At 39.4% G+C, this 21,159-nt stretch carries 29 protein-coding genes and 2 pseudogenes; 15 read left to right on the forward strand and 16 right to left on the reverse strand.

What is annotated here, in order from left to right:
- Positions 1–1,150 (forward strand): DUF1641 domain-containing protein (locus tag WIW52_RS03675; RefSeq protein WP_337708679.1); only part of this gene is annotated, 1,150 nt, incomplete at its 5' end.
- Here the strand turns inward: WIW52_RS03675 and WIW52_RS03680 are convergent.
- The 6 genes from WIW52_RS03680 to WIW52_RS03705 all read right to left on the reverse strand — a co-directional run bounded on the left by WIW52_RS03680 (position 1,124) and on the right by WIW52_RS03705 (position 6,267).
- Complete coding sequence (locus WIW52_RS03680) at positions 1,124–2,152, reverse strand: histone deacetylase family protein (protein ID WP_443295509.1); 1,029 nt, start codon at positions 2,150–2,152, stop codon at positions 1,124–1,126. The genes WIW52_RS03675 and WIW52_RS03680 overlap by 27 nt on opposite strands.
- Positions 2,109–2,933: a hypothetical protein gene (locus tag WIW52_RS03685; RefSeq protein ID WP_337708681.1), complete on the reverse strand. Its 825-nt coding sequence runs from the start codon at positions 2,931–2,933 to the stop codon at positions 2,109–2,111. Before WIW52_RS03685 ends, WIW52_RS03680 begins: the two co-directional genes overlap by 44 nt.
- 1 nt (position 2,934) lies before the next feature.
- Positions 2,935–3,990, reverse strand: coding sequence for a radical SAM protein (locus WIW52_RS03690; protein WP_337708683.1), 1,056 nt, complete (start codon positions 3,988–3,990; stop codon positions 2,935–2,937).
- A gap of 1 nt (position 3,991) precedes the next feature.
- Complete coding sequence (locus tag WIW52_RS03695) at positions 3,992–4,882, reverse strand: radical SAM protein (protein WP_337708686.1); 891 nt, start codon at positions 4,880–4,882, stop codon at positions 3,992–3,994.
- Positions 4,879–5,913: a lipoate--protein ligase family protein gene (locus tag WIW52_RS03700; protein WP_337708688.1), complete on the reverse strand. Its 1,035-nt coding sequence runs from the start codon at positions 5,911–5,913 to the stop codon at positions 4,879–4,881. Before WIW52_RS03700 ends, WIW52_RS03695 begins: the two co-directional genes overlap by 4 nt.
- Before the next feature lie 96 nt (positions 5,914–6,009).
- Positions 6,010–6,267 (reverse strand): sulfurtransferase TusA family protein, encoded by a 258-nt coding sequence (locus WIW52_RS03705; RefSeq protein WP_337702310.1) that lies wholly within the window; start codon positions 6,265–6,267, stop codon positions 6,010–6,012.
- 54 nt (positions 6,268–6,321) lie between these two features.
- Between WIW52_RS03705 and WIW52_RS03710 the strand changes: the two genes are divergently transcribed.
- Positions 6,322–6,495: a hypothetical protein gene (locus WIW52_RS03710; protein WP_337702312.1), complete on the forward strand. Its 174-nt coding sequence runs from the start codon at positions 6,322–6,324 to the stop codon at positions 6,493–6,495.
- On the opposite strand, the gene lrs14 is transcribed toward WIW52_RS03710, so the two are convergent.
- Both lrs14 and WIW52_RS03720 read right to left on the reverse strand, forming a co-directional pair.
- Positions 6,464–6,850 carry an HTH-type transcriptional regulator Lrs14 gene (lrs14, locus tag WIW52_RS03715; RefSeq protein ID WP_337708690.1) on the reverse strand — a complete coding sequence of 129 codons (387 nt, stop codon included), beginning with the start codon at positions 6,848–6,850 and terminating at the stop codon, positions 6,464–6,466. The two genes, WIW52_RS03710 and lrs14, sit on opposite strands and share 32 nt — an antisense overlap.
- 51 nt (positions 6,851–6,901) lie before the next feature.
- Positions 6,902–7,258 carry a hypothetical protein gene (locus WIW52_RS03720; RefSeq protein WP_337702316.1) on the reverse strand — a complete coding sequence of 119 codons (357 nt, stop codon included), beginning with the start codon at positions 7,256–7,258 and terminating at the stop codon, positions 6,902–6,904.
- 33 nt (positions 7,259–7,291) lie between these two features.
- Here WIW52_RS03720 and WIW52_RS03725 point away from each other — a divergent pair, with 33 nt between their 5' ends.
- Positions 7,292–7,897, forward strand: a complete 606-nt coding sequence (locus WIW52_RS03725; RefSeq protein ID WP_337708692.1) for a 7-cyano-7-deazaguanine synthase — start codon at positions 7,292–7,294, stop codon at positions 7,895–7,897.
- Here WIW52_RS03725 and WIW52_RS03730 read toward each other — a convergent pair.
- The gene (locus WIW52_RS03730; protein WP_337708694.1) at positions 7,892–8,398 is read right to left on the reverse strand and encodes an HAD family hydrolase; all 507 of its coding nucleotides are present in this window, start codon (positions 8,396–8,398) and stop codon (positions 7,892–7,894) included. The genes WIW52_RS03725 and WIW52_RS03730 overlap by 6 nt on opposite strands.
- A 51-nt stretch (positions 8,399–8,449) precedes the next feature.
- On the opposite strand from WIW52_RS03730, the gene WIW52_RS03735 reads away from it, so the two are divergent.
- Both WIW52_RS03735 and WIW52_RS03740 read left to right on the forward strand, forming a co-directional pair.
- The gene (locus WIW52_RS03735; protein WP_337708696.1) at positions 8,450–8,860 is read left to right on the forward strand and encodes a glycine cleavage system protein H; all 411 of its coding nucleotides are present in this window, start codon (positions 8,450–8,452) and stop codon (positions 8,858–8,860) included.
- Between the two features lie 118 nt (positions 8,861–8,978).
- Complete coding sequence (locus WIW52_RS03740; RefSeq protein ID WP_337708698.1) at positions 8,979–9,146, forward strand: helix-turn-helix domain-containing protein; 168 nt, start codon at positions 8,979–8,981, stop codon at positions 9,144–9,146.
- On the opposite strand, the pseudogene WIW52_RS03745 reads toward WIW52_RS03740, so the two are convergent.
- Positions 9,143–10,240: pseudogene (locus tag WIW52_RS03745) on the reverse strand (transposase). The gene WIW52_RS03740 and the pseudogene WIW52_RS03745 sit on opposite strands and share 4 nt — an antisense overlap.
- A gap of 197 nt (positions 10,241–10,437) precedes the next feature.
- Between WIW52_RS03745 and WIW52_RS03750 the strand changes: the two are divergent.
- Both WIW52_RS03750 and WIW52_RS03755 read left to right on the forward strand, forming a co-directional pair.
- Positions 10,438–10,674, forward strand: a complete 237-nt coding sequence (locus tag WIW52_RS03750; RefSeq protein WP_337708700.1) for a hypothetical protein — start codon at positions 10,438–10,440, stop codon at positions 10,672–10,674.
- Between the two features lie 174 nt (positions 10,675–10,848).
- Positions 10,849–11,112, forward strand: coding sequence for a type II toxin-antitoxin system RelE family toxin (locus WIW52_RS03755; protein ID WP_443295511.1), 264 nt, complete (start codon positions 10,849–10,851; stop codon positions 11,110–11,112).
- 278 nt (positions 11,113–11,390) lie between these two features.
- Here WIW52_RS03755 and WIW52_RS03760 read toward each other — a convergent pair whose 3' ends face one another.
- Positions 11,391–11,618, reverse strand: a complete 228-nt coding sequence (locus WIW52_RS03760) for a hypothetical protein (protein WP_337700557.1) — start codon at positions 11,616–11,618, stop codon at positions 11,391–11,393.
- Positions 11,619–11,993: 375 nt separating this feature from the next.
- Between WIW52_RS03760 and WIW52_RS03765 the strand changes: the two are divergent.
- From WIW52_RS03765 to WIW52_RS03775, 3 genes and pseudogenes are all read left to right on the forward strand, one after another.
- Positions 11,994–12,206 (forward strand): annotated as a pseudogene (locus tag WIW52_RS03765) (DNA-binding protein).
- Positions 12,207–12,457: 251 nt separating this feature from the next.
- A complete protein-coding gene (locus WIW52_RS03770) occupies positions 12,458–12,904 on the forward strand; it encodes a glycine cleavage system protein H (protein WP_337708704.1) in 447 nt (148 codons plus the stop codon).
- A 1-nt stretch (position 12,905) separates the two neighbouring features.
- Positions 12,906–14,000 (forward strand): lipoate--protein ligase, encoded by a 1,095-nt coding sequence (locus tag WIW52_RS03775; protein ID WP_337708706.1) that lies wholly within the window; start codon positions 12,906–12,908, stop codon positions 13,998–14,000.
- A 17-nt stretch (positions 14,001–14,017) separates the two neighbouring features.
- Here the strand turns inward: WIW52_RS03775 and WIW52_RS03780 are convergent, their stop codons facing one another.
- A complete protein-coding gene (locus WIW52_RS03780) occupies positions 14,018–14,740 on the reverse strand; it encodes a CBS domain-containing protein (RefSeq protein WP_337708708.1) in 723 nt (240 codons plus the stop codon).
- Positions 14,737–14,877: a hypothetical protein gene (locus tag WIW52_RS03785; RefSeq protein WP_337702329.1), complete on the reverse strand. Its 141-nt coding sequence runs from the start codon at positions 14,875–14,877 to the stop codon at positions 14,737–14,739. Before WIW52_RS03785 ends, WIW52_RS03780 begins: the two co-directional genes overlap by 4 nt.
- Positions 14,878–14,918: 41 nt before the next feature.
- Here WIW52_RS03785 and WIW52_RS03790 point away from each other — a divergent pair, with 41 nt between their 5' ends.
- From WIW52_RS03790 to WIW52_RS03805, 4 genes are all read left to right on the forward strand, one after another.
- Positions 14,919–15,365, forward strand: a complete 447-nt coding sequence (locus tag WIW52_RS03790; protein ID WP_337708709.1) for a hypothetical protein — start codon at positions 14,919–14,921, stop codon at positions 15,363–15,365.
- The gene (locus WIW52_RS03795) at positions 15,362–15,772 is read left to right on the forward strand and encodes an OsmC family protein (protein ID WP_337708710.1); all 411 of its coding nucleotides are present in this window, start codon (positions 15,362–15,364) and stop codon (positions 15,770–15,772) included. The genes WIW52_RS03790 and WIW52_RS03795 overlap by 4 nt, the downstream gene beginning before the upstream one ends.
- A 33-nt stretch (positions 15,773–15,805) precedes the next feature.
- On the forward strand, positions 15,806–16,132 hold the full coding sequence (locus WIW52_RS03800; protein ID WP_337708711.1) for a hypothetical protein: 327 nt from the start codon (positions 15,806–15,808) through the stop codon (positions 16,130–16,132).
- Between the two features lie 137 nt (positions 16,133–16,269).
- Positions 16,270–17,475, forward strand: coding sequence for an NRAMP family divalent metal transporter (locus WIW52_RS03805; protein ID WP_337708712.1), 1,206 nt, complete (start codon positions 16,270–16,272; stop codon positions 17,473–17,475).
- Positions 17,476–17,479: 4 nt separating this feature from the next.
- On the opposite strand, the gene WIW52_RS03810 is transcribed toward WIW52_RS03805, so the two are convergent.
- Together WIW52_RS03810 and WIW52_RS03815 are read right to left on the reverse strand one after the other, a co-directional pair.
- Entirely contained in the window at positions 17,480–17,686 is a 207-nt protein-coding gene (locus WIW52_RS03810) for a hypothetical protein (RefSeq protein ID WP_337708713.1), read from the reverse strand.
- 168 nt (positions 17,687–17,854) lie between these two features.
- A complete protein-coding gene (locus WIW52_RS03815; protein ID WP_337708714.1) occupies positions 17,855–19,642 on the reverse strand; it encodes a serine/threonine-protein kinase in 1,788 nt (595 codons plus the stop codon).
- An 84-nt stretch (positions 19,643–19,726) separates the two neighbouring features.
- On the opposite strand from WIW52_RS03815, the gene WIW52_RS03820 reads away from it, so the two are divergent.
- On the forward strand, positions 19,727–20,449 hold the full coding sequence (locus WIW52_RS03820) for an exodeoxyribonuclease III (protein WP_337708716.1): 723 nt from the start codon (positions 19,727–19,729) through the stop codon (positions 20,447–20,449).
- On the opposite strand, the gene WIW52_RS03825 is transcribed toward WIW52_RS03820, so the two are convergent.
- On the reverse strand, positions 20,427–21,159 hold a 733-nt coding region (locus WIW52_RS03825), incomplete at its 5' end, for a stage II sporulation protein M (protein ID WP_337708718.1). The two genes, WIW52_RS03820 and WIW52_RS03825, sit on opposite strands and share 23 nt — an antisense overlap.

Below are 21,159 nucleotides of genomic sequence, written 5' to 3' on the forward strand. Positions count from 1 at the left end.
AATTAACGCACTCATCTCATTCGGAATGGACCAAATAACAAAAATACAAGCACTATGGCCAATGGTAGAAAAACTAACAAGTGATAAAGCTCTATCCCTCCTACAATCACTCGATGTTGACGCACTACTCGACGCAACAGAAAAACTAATGCCACTAATGCAAAAAATGACAAGTGACAAGGCGCTAAAAATACTACAATCACTCAATGTAGACGCACTACTTGACGCTACAGAAAAACTCCTACCACTAATGCAAAAGATGACAAGTGAAAAAGCACTAAAAGCACTACAAAGTATGGACATAGACGCCTTACTCCAGACTACTGAAAGCCTGATGCCAGTACTCATGAAAACGACAACGATCCTCAATGACATGCAGAAGAAAGGCCAGTTAGATATGCTATTAAACTTGCTTCAGCAGTCAATAGACTTGCTTGATGCTGTACAGAAGGCTGACTTAATTAACGCACTCATCTCATTCGGAATGGACCAAATAACAAAAATACAAGCACTATGGCCAATGGTAGAAAAACTAACAAGTGATAAAGCTCTATCCCTCCTACAATCACTCGATGTTGACGCACTACTCGACGCAACAGAAAAACTAATGCCACTAATGCAAAAAATGACAAGTGACAAGGCGCTAAAAATACTACAATCACTAGACGTAGACTCACTACTCACAGTAGCCGAGAGATCGATCCCATTATTACAAAAACTAACGGGTGAGAAGACCCTCAAACTATTAGAGACGATTGATATTGATGCAACACTTAGTGCTCTAATAGCCCTATCCCCAGTTATAAAACAATTAACGAGCGAAAAAACTGTAAAACTACTCACACAAGTCGATTTCACCTCAATGTTATCGTTGCTTGAAAGGATGGCTGAGTTACAGAAGGCAGGAGTTATCGATAAGATGATGAAGTTATTTGAGGTGTTCGGTGATCCGCAATTCGTGGACGCTATATTAGCTTTAATGCAGAAGATGGGCATAGCAATGAAGAAGTGGGTACAAGAATTACCAAATGTGAAGCCTGTAGGAACGTTCGGATTGGTAGGTGCCTTAGGTAACAAGGACACAAGTTACGCTTTAGGTGCAATGTTGAAACTGGCTGAAGATTTAGGTAAAGTGCTGAGGGAAGGATAAGAGGAGAGATAAAGTCTCTTTAGCTTTTTTTATATTCTCTAGATCTGAGATTGTAGGAGTTTCTAGCTCTTCTTTCTTACCACTGAGACCAACTAGGAAACTCACCATACATTCGGAGGACATCTTCCCATATCCCCCTCCACCATATCCAATAACTTTAGCACTTTTAGCCAACCTTCTTACTTTCAAGCCCAAAAGGTTATACGAATTACACGTCAACTCCAGTGACTTAAGCCCGTCATCCTTATGACCGTCTACCCCAGAGATCACAACAATATAAGACGGGTCATATTCCTCAACTATGTCGAGAATTCTCAACGCTATTTCGAATACATCGTCTCCCGATCTAAGAGGTAACGGAAAATTATAATTAAGCCCCTTTCCCTCTCCCTCTCCCCTCTCCTCAACCCTTCCAGTACCAGGGAAAAACTTGCCGTCGTAAGCAAAGATGTTTAGTTTCAACACGGGCTTATCATACAAATACTCCTGAAGCCCATTACCGTGGTGGGCGTCAACGTCTATTATTGCCACTTTTTCCTTTCTTTTAAGTAGTTGAAAAACAAGATAAGCTACGTCGTTTATAGGACAGAAACCCATTGGTCCGGAGTACGTAGCGTGATGGAAACCGCCGAGTGGGACGTAAATAAAATCTATATATGAGGAAAACTTTAACGCAGTCTTCGAGGCACCAAGCACAAGTAATACGTCCTCAAATATACCAGGGTAATGAATAGTGTCCCCTCCATCCAAATATCCAGAATATGGCAAAGCACTGACTTCTTTAAGCCTATTGATGTAATCCTTCGAGTGTATCTCGAGGAGATCGTCTAAGGTAGCTAACTCAGGTTTAATTTCTACGAACTGGAGTTTTCTTCTCGCTATTTCTATGAACCTCCTAATTCTCTCTTTAGAAATATCCCTTATCATGTGGTGAGAAAACGATATGTCCCTGAACCTATCATCCCATATAATACCTAATAATTTCTCCGAGGTCAATTCTATCCCCTAAATCTCCGTTGTATTTTCTAAAAAACCTTATCCTCGGTTTTCCACCGTAGGATAACACAGCTTCAAAAAACGCTTTACCACAGACGGGTTGATTAGCTAGGATCTTAAACGATGCCTTTTGTTCCCACGTTTTGATTAACCCCCTCTTTCCTTCAAAGAGAACTACATTCTTTTTCCTAAAGTTCACGGGTCTGCCTAAATTTATACTGAAAAAGGAGAGTTGACCATTAAAACCGCCTATAATCCCCCCGTAACAAGCATACGGGTAACTGGTGTTAAGTAGTCCTCCACAACAACCCACACCGTGGAGATTACCCGCTGACGCGTAATCTTCTACCTCCACATCGAAATAATTCTCGGTAACTAAAACGACTTTTCCACGTCTCGACTCTTTGTAATCGGACACCTTGCGGAACTTAAATGTTACTCCCTCGATATGGGCGTGTAAAAAGTCTCCTCCAGTGTAAGGGGAGTTAACAAAATACCCTATTACTTGTCCTTCCTTAACTTCCTCTCCCTCATTAATTATTGGCTCTACGTGTAATACCTTAATCTTCTTATCCTTAATCAAGAAAGTGAGCATATAATCGTAATTGGACTTAACGTATTTGTTAGGTCTCCCTATAAAGAATTTTTCGGCTCTAAGGAGCTTTCCATTGAACGGTGAGAAAAAAGTTCTTTGATCCGGTGAACTTAAGTCTATAGCTTTACCCCTAACATGAGAAGGGAAACCGCTTGAGAAAAAACTGATTAAAGACCCCCTTTTTATGTACATTCTACTTTCGTTCTAGCGCTTTTATTACGTTGTCTAGCTTAGACTGCCTTAAAGCTTTAATTGCCATCTCTCTTGACGGATACCAAGGAATGTTTCTGAACTCCATCGTGGGTCTCTCATTAGAATAAGGTCTATTACAGCCTGGACAACCTGAAGTCATAAAAGCTGGTGCTATATCGTCAATACTCAAGTCGGAAGGTATATTGATATCTATCAACCTCTCGTTTTCGTCGAATACAAAGTCGGAATACGTTACGAGATCGTTTTCGATAAGCCATCTTGCAAGCTGTATCCTTCTATACACGTTCACTGGTACGGGTTTTCTCTTCTCCATTAACGTATTTTGTTCTGGGTAAAAGGCGAATAATGTAATCTTTGCCCCTCTTTGATGAGCATACCACATTATATCAACAGCTTCCTTTTCAGTCTCACCTAATCCTATTATCAGATGTATCCCTGCATTTCCTTTACCGAATACTTCTACAGCCTCATCAATACCCTTAAGATACCTATCCCAACTATGCATACTTCTGACTTCCTTCCCTCTGGTCATGTCAAAAACTCTCTTGCTTGCAGCGTCGATTGCTACATCTATCATATCCCCTCCTGCCTTCCTCATCTCCTCCATGTGGTGTTTGAACGTGTAGGTAGGGGTTACTAATTCTGATATTGACAGCTCTATTCCGGCCTCTCTAATTCTCCTCGTGATCTCTATTGAGTCTTGCGCTGCCTTAGGGTGGGCTAACTGCCCCACACATATCCTCTGTAATCCGAACCTAGGATCACCTTGCCTCTCCTTTATCTTCTTTATAACGTCATCTAGTTTCCTTAAAGGCCATTCGACTCTTATCAGTGTTTTGCATTCAGGACCTTGAGATACTTCTCTAGCTTGTCCACAGTAGGCACAGTTAGCCTTACAGCCATCTGGATAATACTGTAAGAGGTTTATTGTTGTGTTTAGAGCATTATGTAAAAAAACACCTGGACTAAAACCTAATACCATATCTGCTCCGAAACTTAGCCTTACCCAATCTGGACTACTTACCATTCTTAACATATCATACCACCCCCAAAATATCAAAAACTACATTCGCACAACATGTATTATTAAAAATAACTTGTCTTTTACTTAACGCATAATTTATAGTCTCCTCCTCTGGGAAGGCTATTCCGTCCAACTCGTAATCTACTGCAAATTTTTCCACCTCCAAATACCTCCTACCTCTGGGTCTTGCACACCCGAGCATGACCGGAATGGAGAAGTTATCTCTTGCCTTCTTCATAACTCGAATCATTTCGTCGGGCTCGGGCTGTCGTAAAGAGAAAGATGAAGAAAGAGGCATGAGCCCGACAACTATAACAGCGTCTGGGTTTACGTACTTTAACATATCCAGAGCGTTTAGCTCGTTTACGACCCCCTTTTTACTTAAGCCTACGATGATATGAGGGACTACCATTAGTCCTGCTTTTTTTAGATACCTAAACGAATTCAAGTAATCGTCAACCGTAAAAGGTTGACCAAGTGTATCCTTTATAGTATCGTCATCAGCGACCATATCAAGTAAAGCTATTTTAACTCCTGCCTCCTTAAACTTTAGAGCTATTTCTTCGCTTTTTACGACTCCAGTATGGGCAATAAAAGTCATTTTATCTTTGTACTTCTGAAGCACGGAAGAGAACTTCCAGATGGGGACTTCTCCCCTACTAGTAGAACCTCCTGAGAGTATAAGCCCCTTGTGCCCTTCACTTAACGATTTTTTGATTTGCATTTCGAGCTTGAGAGGCGAAGATGCGTCCTCCATGCTCTCGAGGATCCTTTTATTACAGTGTTTGCAGTTAAACGCACAAGCGTTTCCAGTTACAGAGACTATCCTCCACCCTTGATCAGAGGACATATACTCGGTTTCATATTTCTTCAGCGCAGGTGCATATAAGAATAGGGGTCTCACTTTTTCAACACCTCGTTAAATAAGGAGATGAGGTCGTTTTCGCTTATTCCGATAATCTTTACACCTTTATACCACTCCCTAATGTTCTCCTCAAGTTCATCCACTCTACTCCACTTAAGTCTGGACTCTAGATCGTAGATTGCCCTTCTGGGTTCTACGAAGAAGTCTCCGGTTAGTAAAACACTTTCAATTATCGACTCACCTGCAAGCTTGGCTTGTAACCTGACTAGCCCACCTGGGAACTTTCTCTCTATAAACTTCACATCCCCACTTAGGGGTTTTCTGAGGTTATATATCCAATCCGGAGAAGAATACTTCAACCTGAATTGTGAAATTAATTTCTTCTCTTCCTCAGTATACTGACCTTCCACCAACTTTACTCCTAACGCTTCGGAGAAGCTATCCTTTGCTATACTTATTAACTCGCTCATTTCGATACTACGTCCCAGTTCCTTTGATACCCATGTTAGTCTCTCTTTGAAATCCTTAGCTAGCTTGTCTTTCAGTTTCTCGGAAGTGAGCCTTAACGTAGATACAAGAGCTTCAGCGTCGAAGTCTAAGAGTATCGTCCCTGTCACTGCAATATATTTACCTATTGAGAATGCACCTATCCCAGATATCTTTTTCCCCTTGACTTCTACGTCATTCTTAGGCCTGAAATTTGCGTCAATCGCTAACTTCTGAAGTGTTTTTATTACTCCTTCAGCGCCTTTCTTTATCGCGTTTTCTGGGGAACCTCCTAATAGCGAACCGTCAGCATAAATCTCCCAGCCCAGTTGGTCTTTTCCCATTATTATAGCTCCTCCACCAGTAGGTCTTCTTCCTATGTCCCAACCTCTTTTTTTCACCTCATTAATATTCACTTCTTGCTCTACCGCCTGATGATAGCCTATAAGCACGGCTGTGGGGTCGAATATAACGAAGCGCAGTATTGGGGGGGCACCATTACTTACTGACTCTAATAACGCCTCTTCGCCAGCAAGTATTAGGTCTTGCGGTCCTCTCTCCACGATGAACCTAAAAGAATCCATGCTTAGGAAAATAACTTTTTTAATTTATTTAAATATTTCTTCAAATAGAAAAAACGGCTATTTATATTGTTCTAAAGTGAAAAGAATTGTAAACCTTTAGCAACCTCCGACTTTAACGTCCTTTAATTCTTTACTGCTACTAGTCTTCTCAATGACCATCGTATATACTCCATCCTTATTGGTGTTCTCCACAATCTTACAATCCATTAACTTAACGGCTTCGGTTATCATGTCCACACATTTTGGATCTTTAAACATTACTTTTACTGCACCTTCTTTCATCCCCATTAGCTTAGCCACGGTTTTCATGAAAGGTTCGGGGCATTCAGCTGAAGTAGCGTCTATTATCTCCATAGTTTGTAAGATTGAGTTAAAAACTTAAAAATATTGTCGAACTAACTAAACCCCATGAAAGTCATTTGTCCGGTTTGTAACAGACTGTTTGAGGCCGAATGCTCTCCTTACAAAGAGACCTATAATGAGATAGCATACTATTTCGACACGGAAATGTGTTTGCTAGCGTTTAGAAGTAGTCCTGAAAAATTTGTATTCAAGTGCCAAGAGAAGAAAGTAGAACCTTAGGCAAAATATTTATAAACATCTGGGAACATTTTTCGAAATCTTCCCTGATATGCTCTACTAGCTGCTGTGTCTCAACAGCCTTATAGACGTATTTTGGTCTACCGCCTTTAGAGGACTGCATTTTTTCCCTGATAATAAATCCAAGTGATACAAGCTTGTTTAGGCTTCTATTAATAGATGCTTTAGACAACTTCAATGACTCTACTAATTCATCCTCTGTAGCTGTCTTCTTTTCGATTACAGCTTGGAGTACTTTGTACTCCGTGTCAGATATGTCGTAACAGAACGATAAAGCGTCAAGTAACTTTACTTCTTTGCCCGACGGTAATACTACTTTCTCACTTTCTACTTCCATAATTTAATATCTATTAATAGATATATTTAAATTTTATCAAAAAAACCAAAGTTAACCCCAAATCCCTCTATTAATATCCTCAATCTTAGTGTATAGAGAGATCTGGAAATATCTGAAGACTTCTACAACAAAATTTCTAGCTTGCTCGTCTTGCATTCCTGAGATTTTAGTCAAAAGATCATTTATGAACCTCTGTAAATCGTTATAAGTGGCTTTGTCCATCATACTTTCGTATTGACGAAGATCCAGCACCGACCTTATCTCGTCAACAGTTTTTGCACTCTTTAATTTCTCATAAATAATCATTACGACACCCCTTCCCTGCTTTCCAAAGAGAGCGTCTTCAGGCTTTCTCAACCACCTTGCGTAAGTTGCAGCTAATTTTTTCGCTTCATTCTCAAGCGACATATGTTTAATTCCTCATGGGCTTATTTAAAACATATGGGAAAATCATTACTGTTAATGAGCGGAGGCTTAGACTCTTCCTCCGTAGCCTTCTACCTTTCTAAAAAAGGTATAGATTTTGATTGTATAATATTCAACTACGGGCAGAAATCGGCGAGAATGCAATTAAAAGCCAGTAAAGAGATTTGTAGAAAACTGGACAAGAAGTTAATAAAAATAAACATAAAACACGTAAGGAGACCTTTCGTAGAGGGACTCTGGCTTAAACCCCATGAGCCCATAGTTCACAGAAACCTTGTCATAATTCCAATAGCATTGGCACTAGCAAAAGAAAGGGGATATGAGGAGGTAATACTCGGTACAGTAAAAGAAGACTGTGAATTCGAAAGAGAAAGATTTTACGTGATTAAAAAGCTTAAAGAATTAGCTGAAATTCTCGGCGTAAAGCTCTCTACCCCTTTCGCCGGTTTCCCCAAGTGGTTACTATTGAAAATAGGGATTCAGTCGGGCTTAGATCCACAACTAACTTACTCCTGCCTCTTAGGACACAAATACCACTGCGGACAATGTAGTCAATGCAGGAAGAGGATAGAGGCTTTTAAGATACTCAGGATAAAAGACCCTACGGTTTATCTATCATAGCTTTCTTAACCTCATTAGAATCTCATATAACTTTTCTAAACTATCAGCCATTATATAAGGACTATATCTTGAACAGTCTTGGAATCTTTTAACACAAGCCACTTTTATCCTTGAGTCGAAGAACCTAGCCGATAAAAGGTCTAGGGGTGATGAACCTATCGTCATTGTCTCCATCGGATCCCATCTTGTCATATTAAACAATGCCTTATAGGGGATCTTGCTCGGTTTAGTTATTCCGTCGTCGTTACTTACATAGCTAAAGTTAGCAATGGCTAGACTTTCCATAACCTTCTTAGTCGTCTCTTTGTCGTAAGGGGAAAGAAATACTATTTTATCATTACTAACTTTTTGCCTCAACTTCTCTAAAAAGGGATACCAGTCGGGGAAAACTTCCGTAGTAACCTCTAACCCTTCTATTTTTTCTCCCTTATACTTGCGATACAAGACATCTGTCAAGTCGACTTTGAGAACTACCCCGTCAAGCCATATGACGAAGTTCATAACTTGTATTAATGAAAGTTAATAAGTTAATATTTTTGTTTTTATTTTGGTATGAATATAAACGGTTTTGAGTTCCCCGAAGACCTACTTTATTACCCAGAGGAACATGTGTGGATTAAAGCGGAAGGTGACGTGATTACGGTAGGTATAACGTCTCTAGGACAATATATGGCGGGTAAGATATTCGAAGTGTCTACAAGGAGTAAAGGAGAAAAGGTTAATCCAAGAACAGTAGTGTTCACGTTAGAGTCAGCAAAATGGGTAGGTAAATTCAGGCTTCCAGTTGAGGGAGAGATAGTTGAAGTTAACGAATCTGTTGTAAAAAACCCTGCTCTATTAAACGAAAAGCCATATGATGCTTGGATAATCAAGATCAAGGGAAAGTACGACGAAAAGAAATTTAAGAAATTACGAGAAGTGTCTAAATTATTTGAAGCTGAGACCAGTAGAGTCTCAATTTAGATTTTTTTACGCCGTAAAAATAACGTTTTTTTTTTTATTCTCTTTATGAAGACGTAATTGCAAGGTTGTAGGCAAAAAATGCAAAACGCTCAATAGCTACAAAGTAACTATTGTTTATATGAAACTCGACCCAACGAAACTCGATAGAGAAAAAAGGATAAAAATACTGCAAAAAGCTTCGGAAAAATTAGGAAAAACAGAACTAGCCAAAAAACTAGGAATAAATGTAAGTACGTTATACAGGTATCTCGAAAACGAGATTAATACAGCAGTTATGGGACTTTAACGTAACTTAAAGATTTTCATCAGCCCCGGCGGTCCACCTAAATAACGTTCAACGAACCTGAGGAACGCCTCCACGCTCCTCAGGTTAAGTGCCCCCACCAGCTCCCTGACGACGTTGACCATGATGGTGAAGATCGTGAGGTAACCCTGAAGCCTCTCTCTCCTCCAGAACGAAGAGTCCTCCAGTCCAAGGGCCTTGACGTCCCTGTGGAGCTCCTCGATCTCCCACCTCATTTTCCATGCCTCCTCGATCTCCTCCTCACTGAGCGAGAGATCGGTCGTGTAGAGGTATCTGACGTGTGTCCCGGAGTCACCTTTATATTCCTGGACTAACAATTTTACCGTAATCACTCGGTCTCCCAAGGTCAAGTCGGCGTAGTAGACTCCGGGGGGTATCCCACTCGGAGGTGTCCCTCCACCTCCTCGAGGGTCCCCTGGGCCGACTCAACCCTGAGCTTGGTTGGACTTGAGCTCAGACACCACGTTGTCCTTCACGAGCTTCTCCGACCAGTACCACGAGTCGAAGACTACCCTAGACACGCGGAAGTACCCCTTGAGCACGTCCAATATCTCCCTGGCCATCTCGATCTTGGTCTTGAACTCGTTGACCATCCCCAAATCCAACATCTTCCTCACGGCGTAGGGGAAGGCCCCCACCATGAACGCCCTGCCCGTGGAGAGGTCCACTATGGCGACCGTGAGGAGCTTGACCCTCTCGAACCTCCCGTGGGTGTGGCAGTAGATCCAGTAGTTTCCGTGGGGGCTCACGTCCTTCCCCCGGGAGTACTCCTTGTGGTCCACGGTGTAGTCTATGATGACAACAACCTCACCCTTCGCCAGCCCCGACAGGACCTTCAAGTAGTCCCTCCACGCGTCTTCGAGTTCCCCCAACGCCTCCAGCAGGTTTGCGTAGTCCAACCCGAACGTCTCAGCAGCATTCTTCACGCTGGTCCTCCCACCTAGCAGGACCATCAAGGCGAGTGCCAACCCGACCTTCCTGCTCCTCCCGTTCCTCCTGATCACGCCCAGAACTTGGTTGACCGCCTTGACCAGCTTCTCCTTAGCGTACTCTACCTGTCCCTTCCGCTTTGACATTTTCATCTTTTCAGTGGGACGACGTCTAAAATTAAAAACTTCTCGCTAATACCGACTTCTTAGTATTACCTCCCTAAGATTCTCATAACTGCTGTGATATAATTAACGGTATAAAAATTTTTGCTGAAATTAACAAACTCATCACTGACCCGAAATTTGCAGAATTCGCGAAAACTCTAAAGAAGGAGTGAGAAAAGATGACAGACGCTCTAATAAAATTAATCACAAAGAAGGTAGGAGCAGGAGCGGGGTTAATTTCTGCAATAGCTGTCCTAATCAATTCATTAAATGAAGAAGAACTCGAGGAGTTCATACTGATACTAAAAGAATTTGTTAAAAACATAGAAGAAAAACGAAAAATCAATCAGATTCAAGAGCTTGTGAACTCTCTGTCTGATGAAGAGAAACAGAAACTAAAGGAGTTACTGAGTTAGCCTGGGGATGCTAATGTTGTTTGTAGCAATATAACTACATATTTATCATTACAACTATTATTTCTAACGAGATAATATACGAAAAAAGATAGAAAAAGATTTTTAAATACATTTTCTAAATCTTTTAATGTGGTTTGCGAGAGGTGGACTTTCAGATTTTTAGTTAAAAATGAGATGGATAGAAAAGAGTTCATAGGATGGTTAAAAAGGAATTTCCCTCAATCGAAACTTCTAAGGCTTATTCTTGAAAAATTAGAGTTAATGAATGAAGATCCATTCAAGTATGCTAGGGAGAAACTCGGAACAGATAAATACGGGAACCCAATGTTCTCCATTGAGGTTACTGGAGATATAAGGATACTTTACAGCGTTGATTCAAAAAACTGTATAGTATTCATTTGGGAGATTGGGTCTCATAAGAAGGTCTACGGACGTTAGCCTTTTCTTTTTCTTCAATTTCTTTAATGGCCTCCTCAAATACTTCCCTTACTTCACTAAAGTCACTGAATTCAACAAAAGTGTCTTCCCCTTTCTTCACAGTCTTCATATATATAAACTTCTCACAGAGGTTATTAAAATAATGTGCTAATAGAGTTTCTTCTTATCGAATTTTGAAAAATTGTTATGTAAGCAGTATAAGCGCATATATGGGAACCCGCCTTTCTATTCTCATTAGAAAAAATGTATAAACTCCCCAGTTTACTGAGGAAAAAATTCTATTTAACCTTCCTCTCCAACTCCTCTACCCTCCTCTTCAATTCTTGCAGTTCCTTAACTATTTCTTCTAAACTCGTTCTATTTCCTTCCTTTTCCTTCATATAACACTCAAAAGCGTCCTTCAGCACTTCATAAACGCTTACTTTCCTTTTCTCAGCCTCATCAACTATCTTCTTCCACAACTCTTCATCTGGGAAATATACTGATTTATAGCCGGGTCTGGGCATTTTACCTCAATATACTTTATTGTACTTGAATATAAAAACCCTATTGTACCACAATGTACCAAAGATAAAATATGTGAAAGTACAATATGGTATATGGCGGGGTCAGATGATGAGGCACGGCGGGCTGACGCATGATGAGCCCGTTACGAGCTGACCACGCCTTATACTTTACTGTACTTTAAAGCTAATAACTTTAACCTTGTGTGGATCCCGCATTTTTTACTTGCAGCAGCAAGCTCTGACGATGATGGAGTTAGTATAAACAAAATGTTAATCGTAGGGGGTCTCGGGGTTAGAAAATTGATTTTTTGACCTTGGTAAGGTATTTAACATTTTATTAATCTTATAAAACGTATGAGCGAAATTAAGGAAAAGATGACGTTAGCACAACTAATTCTCGTCTATCTAAGCAACAGGGGTTGTCTCATCCTTGAAGAACTCGAAAGATACACAAACTCAAAGAGAAACGTCTTACTTGTGACTTTAACCCGTTTACATCAACGCGGACTTATTTATCGAAAGTGACGAAAGTTTGGCGGACGACGATACAGAGAATACTGTTTGAAGCATAGAGACGAAATATTGTGAGCAAAGTAATTACAGGTGTCTCCTAATTTACAACACTGGCGGTAGTCATTTTGTATATAGCATTTGATTTATACTTTTTTCTAGGTGCAAGGTAATAACGAGCAAATAAGAAACGTAAATGCGAGGCTACGTGTCCAGTAGAGTCGTGAGATGAAGATAATTTTTATCAATTTTTGACTTAAATTACTTTTCCTTTATCTAAAGCAAAACATTTTTATTATTTCCACCAGAGATAGTAAAGAGGGTCTTAAATGGCAAATGTTTCGAACTGTGAGTTACCTGAGAACCTACTTTATTATATTGAAGGGAAAAACACCGTATGGGCTAAACAAGAAGGAACAGACACAATTGTTGTAGGTATAACCGACATTGCCCAGACCATGGCAGGAAAAGTAGTGAAAGTCAGGCTAAAGAAGAAGGGCACCAAAATTGAAAAAGGTAAACCAGTTGCTACTATGGAGAGCGGAAAGTGGGCCGGTCCAGTACCAGCTCCAGTATCCGGAGAGATCATAGACGTAAACCAAGAAGTTGAGAAGAGTCCAGTGATCGTTAATCAAGATCCTTACGGCAAAGGTTGGCTAGTTAAGATGAAGATAAATAATCCTGAGGAGTTAAAACAGTTAGTTACCGGCTCTGCTGCTGTAAGCAAACTAACTGAGTTGATAAACTCCGAAAAATTGCAGTGCAAGAGGCTGTGAAATGAGTTGGAGGTTCATAGTATTACCTCCCCAAGACGGCTACCACATGGTTACGTCCTTTGTCTCGGTAGCTGATTACGTCTCTAGGGGAGGAAAAGATACACTCCTTGTTTTTTATGCCGATAAACCCTTCGTAAATGTTGGAGTTCATCAGGAAGTATGGTTAGAAGTTAACCTTGAGTTCACTAAGAAGATGGAAATACCAGTAATAAGGAGAGACCTTGGAGGAGGCACAGTAGTAATAACACCCGGTGAGCACGACTATTTTGTAGTAGTGAGAGCTGAAGAAGCACCGAGTACGCCAAAAGCTCTCTACGAAAAATATCTAACACCCGTAGTGAACGTATTAAGGTCTTATGGTATAAAGGCTGAGTTAAAAGATCAGGATATTGTTGTAAATGGAAAAAAGATAAGCGGGAACGGTGCTATGACTTACGATAAGGCGGTAGTAGTCACTGGCAATATATTGCTACACCTCGATGTAGACCTGATCAGCAAGTGCGTAAAAGTGCCCTCAGAAAAATTCAGGGATAAGATGGCAAAGGAAATGAGCGAATGGCTGACTAGTATAGAGAAGGAAATCGGTTATATTCCTCCAAGGGATGAGATAAATAAGAGGTTAAAAGAGGAGTTCGAAAAATGGCTTAACATAAAATTCGAAGACGCTACTTTGACACCTGAGGAAATACAGTTATGGGAAAAACTTGCAAGAGAAAAGATGAACGAGGAGTGGATATACTACAAGGACAATAGACATCCAGAGCTTAAGACCGAAAGATGTGTTAAGATAAACAACACTGTAGCTCTCTGTCACGTAGACTATAAGGCAAGGAAACTGATCAGGTTAACAGTAAAAATAGTGAACAAGAAGATAGATGAAATATCGATATCTGGAGATTTCTTCGTCATGTCACCTAAAGGGTTCATTGAGGAGTTAGAGGATAAGCTCAAGGGTGTGGAAGTGACCAAATATCAAGAGGTAATAAGGAAAATGTTTGAGGAGAAAAAACCAGCAATTTTCGGGTTTACAAGCGACGACCTAATAAACGCAATGGAGGAACTAATTAGAAAACCTGAAGTCCAAGAAGTAATATGATTAAAAAAGATTAAAAATTAAATTGACATAACAGCTAATAATTCTCTTTCACTTAGACTTCCCAAGAGAGAAACGGGATCTATAACTGGTAAGAAGCCTATGTTTTTTTCAGCCATTAAGAGCCTTGCTGTTTCCGCACTGGAGTCGGGAGTAACTTTGTAAACGGTTATTGACATAAAATCGTAAGCTTTCACTCCCTTCAATGTTTTCTTAGCTAGTAATGCCCTAGCTATATCCTTAGCGGAGATCACTCCTACGGGTTTTTTACCGTCCACTACCACAGCGTGTCTCTTCCAGTAGGATTTCATGACCTCTACTATCTCCGATAACTCACTATCTGGTGTAGCGATTATTGGGTCGACATTCATTATGTCCCCCACTTTTGCGTTAGACTCAACTTTACAATGCCTGATTAGATCCCTCTCAGTGACTATTCCCTCTATTCTAGCACCATCTCCAACTACTAACGAGCCTACACCTTCGGACGTAACTATCCTGCAAGCCTCTTTTATCGGAGAAGTAGGTGTAATAAAAAGGAGGTCTCTTGACATTATTTTTTCGACGGGGGTCTTTAGATCTTTCCAGCTATATATTAAATCCCTAATTGTTATTATTCCGTCCTCGTCAACCAGTAACCTCCTTATGTTATTTTCAAGCATTATTTGAAGAGCTTTTTCAGTAGTCGTATCCTTCGAAACCTTGAATACCGAAGTAGTCATTATGTCTTTTACTAACATCATTTAGCCCTCTGTGGGTTCACACCATGAGCCCTAAAACACTCCTCTACTGTAATGTACTTCCACATAGCCTCCGGTTTATAACACTCCATTGCAGGATTTTCTTCTTCAACCTTTTCTTGCGTAACCATCATAGCCATCAATCATAAATTATATTAAAAAAGAAAAAAATTTTACTCCTATGAAAGTAAAAGTTGGAAATCTTGAATTAGAGATCGTTGGAGAGATAGACATAGGAGGAAAGACTTACAAGGTAGTAGAGGTACCTGATTCTTCCGAATACAAGGGGTTTCCCCCTTCTTGGGAAACAGTGAAAAAAGCTATGCTAACATGGAGACCTTACTTCCGTGGAAAGATGATTGAGGAAGAAGGGAGGCTAATCCCTGTAATTGATGATTACGTGTTATATATGTCAAAAAGAATGTATGAACTCTTGGTAAATATTTACTATACATTTAAGGTCAATAAACCGCCCCTTGAGGTAAATATAAGCACCGTAATAACACAAGAAATTGAGAAGCAGGAAGAAGCACTCGGCAGAACCTTAACCCCTGAGGAAAAAACTCAAATGTACTTAGACTACTCGATCGACCTTGCTATACTTAAGGACTTGGGGATCCTATCATGATGACCTTTACAGCTGAAGGGGAGCTAGAAGGAGACCACGTGAAAATTACCAGCGATAACACAGAGCTGAAAATAGGGCTTTTAGGCTCAGATTATCCAACGCCTGAGGAGATATTGCTATCATCAGCATTATCTTGTTTAATGTTAACAGTATACTATATAGCAAGGGAGAAAAACCTAAAGCTCAATAGTTTAAAGGGGTATATAGAAGGAACTTTAGATCCTAAAGGCTTTCAAGGAGATCCTAATATTCCTCCGGGCTTCTTGGAGATAAATTACGAAATAGAAGTTAGTGCCGAAAATAAGGAATTATTACAGAAAGTCTTAGATGAATCAGAGAGGAGGTGTCCTCTAAAAGATACTCTCACCAGAAGCATTAAAGTCAATGTTAAATGGAAAATAATTTAAATCTTTTTTAATAAAATCAATTTGTGATACGAAATGTCAGAGGAACTCATGAAGCCTGGGGAGAGGCAATTTAACGACATGAAACCTTACATTATGGATTTAATAGACAATCTTAATACTCTTCTGGCCGAGAACGAAGCATTACTAAGCCAGAAGGGAATAGCCATGAAACTTAGTGTAGTATTGTCGATAATGACGTTACACAGATACTATCCTCAAGTCTTCATGAAAGAGGTTTGGGATCAACTACTACAGTTAGTAGATCAGATGAAATCAATGCCTGAATTATCAGACAAATTAAAAGATATATTAGCAGACATAGAGAAGTTAAATCAGTTAAAGAAGGAAGCTGGGATTTGAATTTATATTGAATCTAGATAAATATTTCTTTTTCACTTCTATATTCTTGCTTCATCTTCTAATCCTTGTAACCCTTTTTAGACTAGTTGTTTAACATATCGACAAAACTTTTTATTCCTAGAATTAATTTACTTACGATGGGTCGTAAATCAATTACGACAAGTCGTAATTTTATAAACTTCCTGAAGTTCTTCGGACCAGCTTGGTTGGTGATGATGGCTGACATGGACGCGAGTAGTACTATTGGCGCTGTAGAGACTGGAATGTCCTACGGTTATAAATTTGTATGGTTCCTCCTTTTGCTTTCCGTGCCTCTTTTCATAATTCAGGAGGTCTCTGGAAGAATAGGCATAGCTACTGGGAAAGGCTTAGGTGAACTGGTAAGAGAGAACTACAATAAAAAGATTTCAATATTCATAGCATTACCCATGTTTTTAACGGACATAATCACGTATATTGTAGAATATATAGGGATAGGTATAGGTATGTCTATGCTAGGAGTACCACTAATTATAGGTATTCCTATAGCATTTATCCTTCACTTGTTGATTATCATAAAGAGAAAATATATAGTGACGGAAAAAATCCTAATAGCCATATCCACTACACTAATATTAGGTTTTGCTTTAACACTAGCCGTCAGAGGAGTAGAACCATCATGCTCTATCTTTTATTTCGAACCTACTCCAAACTATTTCTTTTTTCTGGCTGCTAACGCAGGGGCAGTAATAATGCCGTTCATGTTGTTCTTTCAAGCTTCAGCCACTGCAGAAAAGTTGGCTTCATTGGAAGGTTTTGAGAGGAAACTTGCGCTTAAGTTTATGAGAATAGAGACGATTATCGGTAGCGTAATTACGGAGTTCTTAATGGTAATGGTTGAAATGGCTTCAACTGGGATACCCGATTCTACGAACATTTATTCACCTAGCGACTTAGCTAGGGTGTTTTCCTCGATAGCAGGGTCTTATTCCCCTTATTTCTTCGGGTTAGGCTTACTGGGAGCCGGTTTTCTAGCTTTAGTCGTAATATCTCTAGGGAGTGCATGGGGTACTGCAGAAGCCCTTGGAATTCCTAGAAATAAGTCATATAAGTTATACTTGATAGAAAGTGTTCCGGCACTATTAGTAACTTTACTAGTCCCAAAAGATATGTTAGGAAATGTAGTATTAAACTTGCTCTCACTTTTCGTAATAATCCTTCTAGGTCCCGCCTTAGTTATGGGAATTCTTGCAAATAATCCAAGAATTATGGGAGAATATAAAAACAACTCATTTCAAAACGTGGTCTATTGGAGTAGTATTACCTTTATATTTATACTAGGTCTTCTGTCCCAACTCAGCTAGAGGATCACTTAGCCTTTACCTGCCTATTCTCTTCCATTACTATCTCCCTTCCGCGACTCATCTTACTCAACGGCACTATTTCGAACATTCTAACTACTTCCTCGAGAGACATTCCCTTAGTCTCAGGAACGAACATTATTATGAATACTAATGCAATAATATCTAAAGCTGAGAATATCCTCCTATAGCTACCAATATCGTTATAATCCAATAAAATCTGTTGACTTTCTTGTTGTCTAATACTCTTAAAATATCCGCAATTGAATTATAATTTCCTTTTGACATAGTATAACATTAGTTTAAAACTTTATAAAATCTACTTAATATATAATTTTAATTATGAAAGTATAATCTACTGTGATGATAATTTAAACTCGATTTAAACTATATACCTAATCAACACGGAGACAAACTCGTTTAATGAAGGTCTATTCAGAGGGTCTGGTGATAATGCCCTCCTTAAAATCGCCTGAACATCGGGTTCTGCGTTTATATTTATCCAGTTATATGACAACAATCTTTTTGCGTTATGAACATATGTTAATGCCTCCCTTATTTTTCCTTGATTATAAAGGTCTACTGCATCGCTCAGGACTTTTATATCAGGTCTATTATTATATCCAGTTAATGCCACATACATGGTCATTCCTAAAGAGAACACATCTATTCGGGAATCTGCGCCAATTCCCCTAATCGAGAACTCAAGCTGTTCTGGTGGAGCATATTCCACGGTGATCTGTTTGATCTTTCCCCCTACTCTCACCGCACTACCCAGGTCTCCTAGTTTAATCACTCCTTTTGAACTCTTAAGTAGATTATAAACTTGTTCACCTCCTCCGCTTAATTTTCTAGAAAAGAAAATGTTTTGCGGCTTAATATCCAGATGGACGTAACCTTGAGAGTGAATATAGTTTAAGGCTAAGATTGTTTCTTTTATTATAACGTAAACAATATATTTCCAGTACCTGCTGTTAAATAAGTTGGGGTTTTTCATTAAGTCCATCAGAGTACCTCCCTCTAAGTACTCCATAACGATCATGGGGGGAGAGTTAAGGTAAGCTTCCACGTCACCTTTTTCAATATTTTCAACAACGTTTGAATCTACGTTAATTGCATAAAGTTTTACCAACCTATCGTCTTTGCTCAAATTTATCAAGTTAGACGCTTCAGCCGCAAAGTCTAAGAAGGAGGAAAGTGGGGAATACGAAGTAAAAGTCTGATCAGACATCTTAGGTATCTTTATAGCGTAATATTTTCCATTCAATTCTGCTTTTAATATGTAAGAGTTTCCACCGGTCCCCACTACATCGAGTACCTTGTAGTTGTAAAGGTTTTTGTTTACCCAATAGTTGGGATCCCAGTTCTTTAGGTCTATGGGGATCATATTGATTTTTACCACGTCTGAGGGATTTGCAATACCTTCCCTTATCTCGGGAATTAGGAGAACACCGTTAGGAAGTTTAACGTTTTCTACATACCACTTTACTGGGGAGTCCGAATTAATCTTAATGCTACCTTTAACCAAGTGGGGTTTATCGTTAATGTTAACAATGACTTGGGCATCTGGAGGGTTTATTACAAAAGTTATAGTCTTTAGTATCCTTGGCTTCGTACTTCCCTTCTTACTTCCACTCTTCTTCTTATTTCCGATTTTTGGGTGGCCTATGTAGCTTTTCTCTCGAAGAGGATATAGACTAGCTAAAATGAACAGCCCACTCCAAGTTAGAGGAAAGACTGTATAGTTAATTATCGAAAGTCCAAAAATGCTCCCTAAAAATGCGAGGAATTCTGCAAAAGAGAAAAGTACTGTTATTGCGCTTAGAACTATGGCTCCTTTTAACACACTTTGTGTGGAACTTATGATAACGCCGAGAGCCGGAAATACTAATAGAACGAGCAGGTACGGATTACTATCTAGATCAAGTATAGAGTATAAGACCGTAGACACAACAGCACCTAACAAAATTATCATAGCTGCTCTTCTTAATTCAGTCCTCATCATAAAGAGTGCTGATATAATATCGTCTACAAAAAGCCCTAGGGCAATGAACCTACCGACTAGGAAGGGAGAAATGAATAACATGAAAAGCGAGCCTACAAAACCGGTTATTACCGCAATTACTAAGAAGATAATTGATAGGTCACCGCTATAGTAATATCTTCTCACATTAAATCTTATCGAACTAAACGATAAAATACCTTATTCCAGTGAAGTAGAACTTTTATACATTATAAGTTTAGTTTTAACAAGTTGAAGATCGTATCGTGGAACGTTAATGGCCTGAAGGCAATAACTAGAAAGGGAGCCCTCGAAAAAATTGTAAAAGACTATGACGTGATTCTCCTTCAAGAAATACGCTCTAACGACGTACCTCTAGACCTTCTTATATCTGGATTAAACATTTTAGCCTTTCCTTCAAAGAAGAAGGGATATAGCGGAGTTATGAGCATAAGTAAGCCAAAACCACTATCCGTGATAAAAGGTTTAGGAATAGAGGAATTTGATTCGGAGGGGAGGGTTCTTACGCTAGAGTTCCAAAAATTTTACATAATAAACGCTTATTTTCCGAGAGCAGGAGACGGGCTTGTTAGACTAGATTTTAAGATTAAGTTCGATAACGCTATTGAGAACTACGCACTGAGGCTTAGGGAAAACAGGTCAGTGATCATTTGTGGAGATTTCAATGCAGTTAGAAGTAAGAAGGACTCCAGCTTTTGGGACGAAACTGAGCCTGGCTTAACACCTCAGGAAAGAGAATGGTTGAACAACTTTATTAAAAAGGGTTTCGTGGACTGTGCGGAAAAGACATCAAGAATGGAATATACTTGGAGGAGTTACAAGTTTAAGTGGAAGGCTATGAGAATAGACTACTGCCTTGTGTCTGAAGAACTAGCTCCAAAGATTGTAGATTTTCAAGTCTTAAAAATTGAGGGCTCAGACCACTTACCCATCATGGTCGAATTGTCGGATTAAAATACGAATTTTCTAGAAGTGTAGCCAGATATTTCAAATCGCTTATCAGTAGCGGATCTCTAATTACTTGAAAATCTGTTTGTACCTTGTTAAACAACATCATAACATTAGGATAGTAATTTGAGATTATTTGCACAATTCTGTATAAATCCTCCTTAGTAGTATATGGTAAGTTCAGTTTAACTGCCATAGCGTCAAGTAAGTAAAGTATCGCTGACCAGTAATTATCTATTGCAGCTTGTAGTTGTCCTTGGGTTTCATACATGTTTCCCCTGTTCCACGTATCTTTATACAAAGAGAAAAATTGATTGGTATAATAGTGCTGGGTATTTCTAAATCCTAAATAACCTACTTGAGTAGCAATGCTAACTTTATCAGCGTACTTTTGGATCTTCTCGTATAAGAAATAGATACCTATTAATACGGGAATTGCAGCCACCCACATTATAAATGGATTAGGAACATAAAACAAAGAAGATTCTATTATAGCAGCAAAGAAGAGTTCGACTGGGATGATTATGTATGTAAGCAAAGATCTTTTCCAGTCCCTCCAATTGATTACTGTGTAAGTTCCAGCACCGACTGCTACGGCATATGAAGGGAGTTCAACCGCTGAGTGAGGTAGAAGTAACAAAGAAATTGCTGCCACTATACCCGGTATTCCGTAGTGAGTAGACACTACACTAATTACATATGCAGTATCCGCTATT

Source organism: Stygiolobus sp. RP850M (genome assembly GCF_037389295.1).
Classification (GTDB): Archaea; Thermoproteota; Thermoprotei_A; order Sulfolobales; family Sulfolobaceae; genus Stygiolobus.